Source organism: Methylotenera sp., assembly GCF_030684185.1.
In the GTDB taxonomy this organism is placed as follows: Bacteria; Pseudomonadota; Gammaproteobacteria; order Burkholderiales; family Methylophilaceae; genus Methylotenera.
The window spans coordinates 47,023-57,732 of sequence record NZ_JAUXOY010000006.1 but is presented as its reverse complement, the minus strand read 5'-3'; the positions used below and the strand labels follow the sequence as shown (position 1 = coordinate 57,732).

Sequence of the window (10,710 nt, the reverse complement as noted above, 5' to 3'; positions counted from 1 at the left end):
CCATTAGGTTGGGAGCATATCAACCTGACTGGTGATTATGTTTGGCGGCAAAATCGCAAAGTAGAAGATGGTAAATTTAGACTGTTACGCAACGCAGAAAAGTCTTAGCGTACAATTTTTTCCGTTTTCTGCGTTCGCCCCTATTACAGCGCATGAAATTGGTGATGATATATGGTCTACCAAGCAGCAATCTATTTGATGGTCAGAAAGCGCAGAATTTATTACAGCAACTATTACAGGAAAATGTTTTATTTCATTCACAATTAGATTTTGGACATTTATTGTTTGATTATTTAATAGCAATCAACAAAGCCAATAAAAGTAATCGGGACGATCAAAAACGTGTTGAATCAGCCCAACAAAAAAATGAAGTCTTGCAAGTAAAGTTAGATGCTACTCAGCAAAAACTAGAAGCTGTGCAGCAAAAGTTAAATGAACTTAAAAATATAGAAAAATCCATGAGTGAACGCGAATTAGCACCTCGTAAATAAAACCGCTAACTTATATTATTATTTTCAAAACCGCCAAAATGAAAAAGCATATATTAGTTGTAGATGACGATGCAGACATTCTAAAACTGCTAGAAATGCGTCTGACAGCAAGTGACTATCAAGTAACTATAGCCAACTCTGCACAGGAAGCTATCAGCTTATTTAACATGCGGCCTGCAGCTCTCGTCATTAGCGATTTACGTATGCCAGAAATGGACGGTTTCTCACTTTTCGAAGCAATACACCAACTCGACCCTACTGTGCCCTTTATTTTACTTACAGCGCACGGCTCAATTCCAGAGGCCGTGTATGCGACTCAGCAAGGGGTTTTTAGCTTTTTAACCAAGCCATTTGACAGCAAAGTTTTATTACAACAAGTGGCTACAGCACTAAAAATTACCGCTAGTCATTCTAATAGCCCACAGCATAACGATGACATTTGGAGCTCTGCTATCATTTGTGACAGCCAACAAATGCAAAGCTTGCTCAGTCAGGCGAAATTAGTCGCTGCATCGGATGCCAGTGTACTAGTTCAGGGCGAAAGTGGTACCGGCAAAGAATTACTTGCCCAAGCGATACACCTTGCCAGCCCTCGTAGAGAAAAACCATTTGTCGCCATTAATTGTGCAGCTTTACCTGAAGCACTACTTGAGTCTGAATTGTTCGGACATAGCAAAGGTGCATTTACAGGCGCTGTGCGTGACCATCAGGGTCTTATAAAAAATGCACATGGCGGAACACTGTTTCTGGACGAAATTGGCGATATGCCACTCGCCATTCAAGCCAAGCTGCTACGTGCCTTGCAAGAGCGTGTCATCCGTCCCGTAGGCTCTACCGCAGACATTGCGATTGATGTACGGGTAATTTGTGCAACTCACAAAAATCTAATTGAAGAAATGCAGGCGAATCGCTTTCGAGAAGATTTGTACTACCGCATCAATGTTGTCAGTTTAGAAATACCATCACTCACTGCCAGGCGTGAAGACATTCCGTTGTTAGCGAATTATTTTTTAGAAAAATTAACTAAAAAACATCATAGGAAAATAAATGGATTTGCACCAGATGCGCTTGAATTAATGCTGGCAGCTCCATGGCCTGGCAATGTACGGCAACTACAAAACATTGTTGAACAAGTCGTAGTGCTTTCTACCACGCCAATTATCACGGGTAAATTAATACAAAAAGCCTTGCAGGATAACATTTCCAGCATCATTTCATTTGATGCTGCACGCAAAAACTTTGAACAACAATATTTAATTAACTTACTTAAAGCCACGCAAGGCAACGTGACGCAAGCGGCTAGAATTGCGGGGCGCAACCGTACCGAATTTTATAAGATACTGCAACGTCACCATATTAATCCCAGTCTTTTTAAAGCTATTCACCTCACTGAATAACATCAGAATCTTTTGTCGCATAGTCACGACAAAAAAAATCCTTATTTATCATCATAGTAATCATTTAACTATAAATAGCGTCGCTTATAAGCGACATATTATTGCTTATAAAATTAAATAAAATTCATAACTAATTGTTTATATTGAATAAATAAATATGGCACAGCAATTGCTATATATGAATTGCAGTAATCTTTTTTAATTGTTTAGGAGTACCCTATGAAATTTAATTTGAATCTAATCACAACCAATGTTATCGCCGCATTTTTTCTAACTGGGCTTAGTTCAGCTGCTTTGGCTGACAACAAAGCCGCGTTTAAAGACGCTATTGGCAATGAAAACAAAATTGCAGAAGTTAAAACCGGGGAGATTAAAGCGATAGATTCAACCGCTAAATTACCAGTTGATGCAGCTTTCAAAAAGCTGGATACCAATGGCAATACTAAAATCTCATTAAAAGAAGCTGTTAAAGATAAAGATTTATCACTCTACTTTGATGCAACAGACGCAAATAAAGACGGCAATATCAGCGCTGAAGAGTTTGCCAGTTACAAAGCTAGCAAAAGTTTAAGCGCGGCGCCCGCTAGCGCTCCAGTTGCTGAACCAGCACCTGCCAATTAAGTCTATCCAGATTTAAATGCATTAGTTTCCCAAACCTGCAATTTCACCCCCTTGATGATTGCAGGTTCTGCCACACTGCACAGCAGTGTGGCTTTTTTCATTCATTGTATAAAGGATGAGCTTGCTGTTAAGCGAAGTTATACAGCGACTGTTGCCTTAATGGCAGGGTGAGGGTCGTAATTTTCCAAGGTAAAATCTTCAAACTTGAAGTCAAAAATACTAGTGACATTTGGGTTGATTTTCATTTGCGGCAATGCGCGTTCATCTCGAGAAAGCTGTTCGGCAACCTGTTCCATATGATTAGTGTAAATATGTGCATCACCCAGGGTATGAACAAAGTCCCCTAATCTCAAATTACATACTTGCGCAACCATCATCGTTAGCAATGCATACGATGCAATATTGAAAGGCACACCAAGAAAAATGTCCGCACTGCGCTGGTAAAGCTGACAACTCAACTTAGACCTTTGATCCGCATCATCTTTTGAAGCAGGCGCCACATAGAACTGAAAAAATGCATGGCAAGGCGGCAGCTTCATTTGGTCGACATCTGCCACATTCCATGCAGAAACAATCAATCGACGTGAATCAGGATTGATTTTAATGCTATTCACTACTTGGGCAATTTGGTCAATATGTGTGCCGTCTGGTTTAGGCCAATTACGCCATTGGTAACCATACACGGGGCCTAGATTGCCTTGCTCATCTGCCCACTCATCCCAAATGCGCACGCCATGTTCTTTTAAGTAGGCAATATTAGTACTGCCCTGTAAAAACCACAGCAATTCATGAATGATAGACTTCAAATGTACTTTTTTAGTAGTGAGTAGTGGAAATCCTTCAGCTAAATCAAAACGCATTTGATAACCAAATACTGATAGCGTACCCGTGCCTGTGCGATCTTCTTTTTTATTGCCGTAAGCCAACACATGGCGCATTAAGTCAGTATATTGTTTCATACATGCTTCACAATAAACTCTTTAATGGCGGCTACGTCAGCTTCCATCACGGTGAATTTTTGTGGCAAATTTTCAATGCCACTCAAGTCTGCCGGACGTTCTGGCACTTCGCCTAGCGCTTCAACTATCGCATCTTCAAACTTCGCCGGGAGCGCTGTTTCTAACACTATCATAGGTACATCCGCCTCACGCAACTCCATAGCCACTTTCAGACCATCCGCAGTATGGGTATCAATCACTACGTTATATTTCGCCTTTGTTTCACGAATTGTTTTCATGCGGTTTGCGTGATTACTGCTACCAGATATAAAACCATAGTCTGCAAGTTTTGGTAAAAGCTGCTTAATATCAAATGCGCCGCCTTTGTCTACACTCCCCCAAAGCTCTCGCACTTTTGCGCTGTCGCGCCCTACTAAGTCAAACACAAACCGTTCAAAGTTAGAGGCTTTACTGATGTCCATTGAAGGGCTGCTGGTATGGTAAGTGTTAGCCGAGCCGCGTGGACGATAAGCGCCTGTTTTAAAAAATTCATCCAGTACGTCGTTCTCGTTGGTAGCAACAACCAACTTGTCAATCGGCAAGCCCATCATCCGGGCAATGTGCCCTGCACAAACGTTGCCAAAATTACCTGAAGGTACAGAAAAACTTACTTGTTGTGCGTTATTAGCTGTAACTGCAAAATATCCTTTAAAGTAATAAACCACCTGAGCAACAATGCGCCCCCAATTGATGGAATTTACCGCACCGATTTTATATTTGGCTTTAAAGTCTGCGTCGTTAGAGACCGCTTTTACCATATCCTGACAATCATCAAATACCCCATTCACAGCGATATTGAAAATGTTCTCATCTTGTAAACTAAACATTTGAGCAGTTTGAAAACGGCTCATTTTTTTATGCGGTGAAAGCATAAATACACGAATACCTTTTTTACCGCGCATGGCATATTCAGCCGCAGACCCAGTATCTCCTGATGTAGCCCCTAAAATATTGGTAGTTTTACCAGTTTTGGTAAGCACATATTCAAACAAGTTGCCTAACAACTGCATTGCCATATCTTTAAAAGCTAGCGTAGGGCCATTGGACAGGCTTAACAGGTATAAGTTATCTTCTAACTTAAGCGTGGGCGTAATATCCGCAGCATTTTGACCTGAACGGGCATAGGCATAAACATCCGCCCGGTAGGTTTTATCAATAATTGCTTTTAAATCTGTGGGCGGAATGTCATCAATCAGGCGACTTAAAATGGCAAAAGCTAAATCCGGATAATTCATGCCGCGCATTGCGGTTAAATCTGCATTAGTAAATTTCGGGTAAGTTTCGGGTAAGTACAGGCCGCCATCTGGTGCTAAGCCTCCCAATAAAATCTCGCTAAAACTTGATGCAGGTGATTGCCCACGGGTGCTAATGTATTTCATTGAAATCTCTCAAATTTTGGCACTGTGATTTCACCCACAATGCGCCCTATTACTTATTGACCTTGGTATTATTTACCTAATTCTTCCATACGCAATTTAACCACTTTACCCACAATGGCTGGCAAAGCCTCAATTTCTGCAATACCCGCGTCCATGTTTTTCTCTATGGTAATATGCGTCAAAATCACAATATCAGCCTCAGTTTCATTGTCATCCGGTTCTTTTTGTAACATGGCATCAATCGAGATATTGCGCTCTGCTAATATTTTGGTAACACAAGCCAATACACCAGGCTTATCTGAAGCACGTAAGCGTAAGTAGTAAGCGCTATTCACTTCACTAATCGGTAAAATTGGCAAGTCATTCAAGTGCCCAGCTTGAAATCCTAAATACGGCACACGTTGCTCAACGCTTGCACTGCTTAACCGTGCCACGTCCATTAAATCTGCCACAACCGCGCTTGCCGTTGGCTCTGCTCCCGCGCCTGCACCATAATAAAGCGTTGGGCCTACTGCGTCACCCTTCACAACCACAGCATTCATTGCGCCATTTACATTAGCCACCAAGCGTTTTTCAGATATTAACGTAGGGTGTACGCGAAGCTCTACCCCGGCATCAGTACGCTTGGTAATGCCAAGTAATTTCACACGATAGCCAAGCTCTTCCGCATATTTAATATCGGTTTGCTGCAGCTTGGTAATGCCCTCTGTGTAGGCTTGATCGAACTTCATCGGCATACCAAAAGCAATCGCAGACATAATAGTGAGCTTATGCGCGGCATCAATGCCTTCCACATCAAATGTCGGGTCAGCTTCTGCATAACCTAAACGTTGCGCCTCGCCTAACACATCCGCAAATGCCAAGCCTTTTTCACGCATTTCGGTCAGGATAAAATTAGTCGTGCCGTTGATAATACCCGCGACCCACTCGATTTTATTTGCGCCTAAACCTTCACGCAGTGCTTTAATAATGGGGATACCACCAGCCACTGCAGCTTCATAGGCAACGATGACACCTTTAGCTTGTGCCGCGTTAAAGATTTCATTGCCATGTAAAGCGAGTAAGGCTTTATTAGCTGTCACTACATGCTTACCATTTTCAATCGCCATTAACACTAGTTCTTTACTTAGCGTATAGCCGCCAATCAACTCCACCACCACATCCACATTCGGATTGTTCACAACAGCAAAAGCATCATTTGTGACGTCAACTTTACCTGCCGTAACAGCCTTTGCGTGGTCAACATTTTTATCTGCAACCTGTACTACATTAATAGCGCAGCCAGTGCGACGTGAAATTTCTGCGGCATTGCGTGTCAACACTGCGTATGTGCCGCCGCCAACTGTACCTATGCCCAGAAGACCGACATTTAAATGCTTACCTACATTAAGTTGCTTCAAACTTTTACTCCCATATCTTTTACGCTATTGCATTTTGAATCATGCTTTTTTCTATAGTTTTCTAAAAATTTTGCAATACGGTGAATCGCTTCAGTCAAATCATCCACGTTAGGTAAAAATACCACGCGGAAATGATCTGGAGTTGGCCAATTAAAACCAGTACCTTGCACTAATAATACTTTTTCTTCTAGTAACAAGTCCAAAATGAATTGCTGATCATCTTTAATGGGGTAGATTTCCGGGTCTAATTTCGGGAACAGATACATTGCAGCCGCTGGCTTTGTACAGCTAACCCCAGGGATTGCCGTGAGCAACTCGTAGGCAACATCACGCTGCTTGCGCAAACGACCTTCGGGCGAAACTAAATCATCAATGCTTTGATAACCGCCAAGCGCAGTTTGTATTGCCAATTGCCCAGGCACATTGGCACATAAGCGCATGGAAGCCAGCATATTTAGGCCTTCAATATAATCTTTTGCATGCTTTTTCTCGCCGCTTAGTATCATCCAACCTGCACGATACCCACATGTGCGATAGTTTTTTGATAAACCGTTAAACGTCACGAATAAAATATCATCAGCCAAAGAAGCCATTGACGTGTGTGTATTGCCATCATATAAAACTTTATCGTAAATCTCATCTGCAAAAATCACCAAGCCATGGTGACGCGCAATTTCAATGATACCTTCCAAAATTTCACGTGGATACAACGCGCCAGTCGGATTATTTGGATTAATCACCACGATACCGCGCGTGTTAGCGGTAATTTTAGCTTCCATATCTTTCAAATCTGGCATCCAGCCTGTAGCCTCATCACACAGATAGTGACGAGCAGTACCACCTGCTAGCGTTACTGCGGCTGTCCACAAAGGATAGTCTGGCATAGGCACCAAAACTTGATCACCATTGTTCAATAACCCTTGCATCGCCATGACAATGAGCTCAGAAACACCATTGCCGATAATAATGTCATCTACCGTCACACCTTGAATATGCTTGCTTTGCGTGTAATGCATGATGGCTTTGCGAGGTTCAAACAAGCCTTTGCTATCGGTGTAGCCGCCCGCTTTACTCATATTTCGAATCACATCTTGCTGAATCTCTTCAGGCACTTCAAAACCAAATGCAGCAGGATTGCCTATGTTAAGTTTAATGATGCGCTGGCCTTCTTCTTCCATTTGGCGCGCTCGTTGCAATACCGGGCCACGGATGTCATAACAAACGTTTGCCAGTTTATTGGATTTGGCTAACTCTTTAGGCTGACCCGACTTTGTAGGCTGAACCAATGGTGTTGAATTATTTGGCTGATTTAATGGCTGCATAGCGCGATGATTCTGCTTTTAAAAGCACAATAGTTAAAGGCGTTAGTTTACATTAGAATGGCAGCTTCTATCAATGAAAGCCATGCTAGGCAATGAAACTACATTTAACAACGGCGGAAAATAATAATTTAATCACGGCTTACAGTGAAAGCTATATAGAAGTGAACAAGCAGCGCTATGCCAAAAATTTAATTGTCATGCCGCAACAACTCATTCTTGATTGGGAATCAACAGATTTCGCACATTTAACAGACCAGCATTTTACAAAAATTGCTGAGCTTAACGCTGAGGTAATTTTATTAGGAACTGGGATAAGGCATCAGTTTTTACATCCAAGCATTTACCATTCACTTAGTACAAAAAGCATTCCGCTAGAATGCATGACGACAGCGGCAGCATGCCGAACTTACAATATATTAATGAGTGAAGGACGTAACGTACTCGCAGCGCTAATCTTGTAACACTACCTGACTGGGCTAAATGTTATCTGCAAACCAGAATCAGTAATTTGCATTGCTTTAGGGTTATATTGTGTTGAACCTAACTTTAAATCTTCCGGCTTAACGGTATACAAAGACAAACCATTTAACATTTCACCACCAAGTCTTTGGGCAAGCAAATTAAAGAACTCTCCTTGCTTAGCATCTAAACCATCTAAATTAAGACTTTCCACTTTAGGGTCATCTAATACTACAGAGTTTGTGGCCGCATCGAAACGCAGCTTGCCTGAAATATCCAGTTTACCTGCAAGCGCCTTGTCACTTAAAAGGCTGGTTAAACTTGCATCCAGCCTAGTTATCATACGACCCGTCTTACCGTCGAACTTTACAATTGAATTACTTAAATTAACGTCAAATATCTTAAGCAGTGAAATTGGAGTCGCTAAACGCTCATTCAGTTTTTGCTGTAATTGAACCTCAGTGACATTCACCGTACGGTCACTCAACGTAGCGCAACCAGTGAATATCACCGCAAAAAGTAAAACATTGAATAGCTTGAATTTCATCTCGACCACCTTCAAAAAAACCATTAGTCCGTAACGCAGACTAAAGGTTTTTTGTTGACAGTGTTAATGTTGCATTAGTGCCGCCAAAGCCGAAACTGTTAGATAACGCAGTTTCAATTTTGACGTTATCGATACGATTACGTACGATATTTAAACCTTCTGCTCCTGGATCTAAGTTCTCAATATTAGCCGAGGCTGCAATGAAATTATTTTCCATCATGAGCATGGTATAAATAGCTTCATTTACACCCGCTGCACCCAGCGCGTGTCCTGAAAGTGATTTTGTAGAGGCAACGGCAGGACTTTGTTTTAAACCATTATGACCAAACACTTCACGAATTGCTTCCAACTCCTTGGTGTCACCCACGGGCGTACTGGTACCATGCGTATTGATGTAATCAATATTGCCTTCAACCCCTTGTAAAGCTTGACGCATGCAGCGCACAGCCCCTTCTCCGCTTGGTGCAACCATATCGTAACCATCGGATGTCGCGCCGTAACCCACTACTTCCGCATAGATTTTTGCACCGCGTGCTTTAGCATGTTCATACTCTTCCAGCACGACAATGCCGCCGCCACCTGAAATTACGAAACCATCACGGTCAGCGTCATATGTACGTGAGGCTTTATCGGGAGTTTCGTTATATTTACTACTCAGTGCACCCATAGCATCGAACAAAAATGACATCGTCCAATGCTCTTCTTCACCACCCCCTGCAAACACAATATCTTGCTTGCCTAGCTGAATTTGCTCAACACCTGCACCAATACAATGCGCACTGGTAGAACATGCTGAACTGATGCCGTAATTCACCCCTTTGATTTTCGCGCCAGTTGCCAAACAAGCTGCAATGCCGCTAGACATGGTTTTTGTGACCATATAAGGGCCAACGCGACGGATACCTTTTTCAGCAAGTGTGTTGGTAGCTTCCAGCATACTTTCTGTGGATGTGCCACCTGCGCCCACAATCAAGCCGGTGCGGATATTAGACACTAAATCCTCAGGCAAACTCGCATCTGCAATGGCTTCTTGCATGGCAAGCCAAGCATAAGCATGGCCTTTGGCCATAAAGCGCAACAGCTTGCGGTCAATCATCTCTTCTATATTTAAATTTTTGATTGATCCAGCCACATGTGAGCGCAAACCACACTCTGCATACTCAGGTTGATAGGTAATACCTGATTTTCCAGCCTTTAAACTTGCCAGTACTTCAGATTTATTATTACCCAAACTGGATACAATCCCCATTCCAGTAACTACTACACGACGCATTTCGTGCCCCTTCAAATTATTTTTTTATTCTATTAACAAATACTATTTTAAAAATTGTCTGTTCTAGTAAACAAGCCAACGCGCAAGTCTTGCGCCACATAGATTTCACGGCCATCTAAAGTCATAGTAGCATCAGCCAATCCCATCACTAATTTACGCATAATTACGCGTTTTAAATCAATCGTGTAAGTCGCCATTTTTGCCGTTGGCAACACCTGGCCGGTAAACTTAACTTCACCAGCACCCAGTGCACGCCCACGTCCTGGACCACCCTTCCAGCCCAAATAAAACCCGACTAATTGCCACATGGCATCTAATCCCAAACAACCAGGCATCACAGGGTCGCCCGTAAAATGACACTCGAAAAACCATAAATCAGGCCTAATATCAAGCTCTGCAATGATTTGGCCATTACCGTACTTGCCGCCATCTTCAGTAATAGAAACAATGCGATCAAACATTAGCATCGGAGGTAAAGGCAGTTGGGCATTACCTTCCCCAAACATCTCGCCCCTACCGCACTTCAGTAACTCTTCTTTTGTAAAACTGTTTTGTTTAGCAATACTAGATTGATTTGACATGATTTTATTTTAATAGTGATATCCAGGATGCTATTTTCGCTTTAAATTCGATTTTACGAAAGCCCTATTCACGCTTTATCAATTTTTTATAGAGAATAATTTGCAGCCTTTGGCTGTAATTAACCAGCTTGGTTGTATACAACCACCAATCTAGAGCCTCTAAATTTTAAGCAATTGAATTAATTTAAATTTTTAATTGGCATAAGATTTGCACAAATATAATTTGCGGATCTCCAAATTTT

Annotated in this window: 11 protein-coding genes; 4 read left to right on the top strand and 7 right to left on the bottom strand. The window is 42.0% G+C overall.

Annotated elements, in window-relative coordinates:
- Positions 1 to 164 precede the first annotated feature (164 nt).
- The 3 genes from Q8J82_RS00915 to Q8J82_RS00905 all read left to right on the top strand — a co-directional run bounded on the left by Q8J82_RS00915 (position 165) and on the right by Q8J82_RS00905 (position 2,509).
- Entirely contained in the window at positions 165 to 491 is a 327-nt protein-coding gene (locus tag Q8J82_RS00915) for a hypothetical protein (RefSeq protein WP_305327594.1), read from the top strand.
- Positions 492 to 529: 38 nt separating this feature from the next.
- Positions 530 to 1,888, top strand: a complete 1,359-nt coding sequence (locus Q8J82_RS00910; RefSeq protein WP_304909163.1) for a sigma 54-interacting transcriptional regulator — start codon at positions 530 to 532, stop codon at positions 1,886 to 1,888.
- A gap of 219 nt (positions 1,889 to 2,107) precedes the next feature.
- Positions 2,108 to 2,509 carry an EF-hand domain-containing protein gene (locus tag Q8J82_RS00905; RefSeq protein ID WP_304909162.1) on the top strand — a complete coding sequence of 134 codons (402 nt, stop codon included), beginning with the start codon at positions 2,108 to 2,110 and terminating at the stop codon, positions 2,507 to 2,509.
- A gap of 137 nt (positions 2,510 to 2,646) precedes the next feature.
- On the opposite strand, the gene Q8J82_RS00900 is transcribed toward Q8J82_RS00905, so the two are convergent.
- From Q8J82_RS00900 to Q8J82_RS00885, 4 genes are all read right to left on the bottom strand, one after another.
- Entirely contained in the window at positions 2,647 to 3,468 is an 822-nt protein-coding gene (locus Q8J82_RS00900; protein ID WP_304909161.1) for a thymidylate synthase, read from the bottom strand.
- Positions 3,465 to 4,886 carry a threonine synthase gene (gene thrC / locus Q8J82_RS00895; protein WP_305327037.1) on the bottom strand — a complete coding sequence of 474 codons (1,422 nt, stop codon included), beginning with the start codon at positions 4,884 to 4,886 and terminating at the stop codon, positions 3,465 to 3,467. Before thrC ends, Q8J82_RS00900 begins: the two co-directional genes overlap by 4 nt.
- Before the next feature lie 68 nt (positions 4,887 to 4,954).
- On the bottom strand, positions 4,955 to 6,286 hold the full coding sequence (locus Q8J82_RS00890; protein ID WP_304890532.1) for a homoserine dehydrogenase: 1,332 nt from the start codon (positions 6,284 to 6,286) through the stop codon (positions 4,955 to 4,957).
- A complete protein-coding gene (locus Q8J82_RS00885; protein WP_304890533.1) occupies positions 6,283 to 7,608 on the bottom strand; it encodes a pyridoxal phosphate-dependent aminotransferase in 1,326 nt (441 codons plus the stop codon). Before Q8J82_RS00885 ends, Q8J82_RS00890 begins: the two co-directional genes overlap by 4 nt.
- Positions 7,609 to 7,700: 92 nt before the next feature.
- On the opposite strand from Q8J82_RS00885, the gene Q8J82_RS00880 reads away from it, so the two are divergent.
- Positions 7,701 to 8,069 (top strand): Mth938-like domain-containing protein, encoded by a 369-nt coding sequence (locus Q8J82_RS00880; protein WP_304890534.1) that lies wholly within the window; start codon positions 7,701 to 7,703, stop codon positions 8,067 to 8,069.
- A 2-nt stretch (positions 8,070 to 8,071) separates the two neighbouring features.
- Here Q8J82_RS00880 and Q8J82_RS00875 read toward each other — a convergent pair whose 3' ends face one another.
- The 3 genes from Q8J82_RS00875 to fabA are packed head-to-tail and all read right to left on the bottom strand — an operon-like array spanning position 8,072 to position 10,450.
- Positions 8,072 to 8,614, bottom strand: coding sequence for a DUF1439 domain-containing protein (locus Q8J82_RS00875; RefSeq protein WP_305327593.1), 543 nt, complete (start codon positions 8,612 to 8,614; stop codon positions 8,072 to 8,074).
- A gap of 40 nt (positions 8,615 to 8,654) precedes the next feature.
- Entirely contained in the window at positions 8,655 to 9,887 is a 1,233-nt protein-coding gene (gene fabB, locus Q8J82_RS00870) for a beta-ketoacyl-ACP synthase I (RefSeq protein WP_305327592.1), read from the bottom strand.
- Between the two features lie 47 nt (positions 9,888 to 9,934).
- Positions 9,935 to 10,450, bottom strand: coding sequence for a 3-hydroxyacyl-[acyl-carrier-protein] dehydratase FabA (gene fabA / locus Q8J82_RS00865; RefSeq protein ID WP_370653532.1), 516 nt, complete (start codon positions 10,448 to 10,450; stop codon positions 9,935 to 9,937).
- Positions 10,451 to 10,710 lie beyond the last annotated feature (260 nt).

What these genes read in the sequence shown, in the direction of transcription:
- thrC (WP_305327037.1), bottom strand. Translation starts at nt 4,886, where the DNA reads ATGAAATACATTAGCACCCGTGGGCAATCACCTGCATCAAGTTTTAGC.
- Q8J82_RS00880 (WP_304890534.1), top strand. Translation starts at nt 7,701, where the DNA reads ATGAAACTACATTTAACAACGGCGGAAAATAATAATTTAATCACGGCT.
- Q8J82_RS00875 (WP_305327593.1), bottom strand. Translation starts at nt 8,614, where the DNA reads ATGAAATTCAAGCTATTCAATGTTTTACTTTTTGCGGTGATATTCACT.
- Q8J82_RS00900 (WP_304909161.1), bottom strand. Translation starts at nt 3,468, where the DNA reads ATGAAACAATATACTGACTTAATGCGCCATGTGTTGGCTTACGGCAAT.
- Q8J82_RS00915 (WP_305327594.1), top strand. Translation starts at nt 165, where the DNA reads ATGATATATGGTCTACCAAGCAGCAATCTATTTGATGGTCAGAAAGCG.
- Q8J82_RS00885 (WP_304890533.1), bottom strand. Translation starts at nt 7,608, where the DNA reads ATGCAGCCATTAAATCAGCCAAATAATTCAACACCATTGGTTCAGCCT.
- Q8J82_RS00905 (WP_304909162.1), top strand. Translation starts at nt 2,108, where the DNA reads ATGAAATTTAATTTGAATCTAATCACAACCAATGTTATCGCCGCATTT.
- fabB (WP_305327592.1), bottom strand. Translation starts at nt 9,887, where the DNA reads ATGCGTCGTGTAGTAGTTACTGGAATGGGGATTGTATCCAGTTTGGGT.
- Q8J82_RS00910 (WP_304909163.1), top strand. Translation starts at nt 530, where the DNA reads ATGAAAAAGCATATATTAGTTGTAGATGACGATGCAGACATTCTAAAA.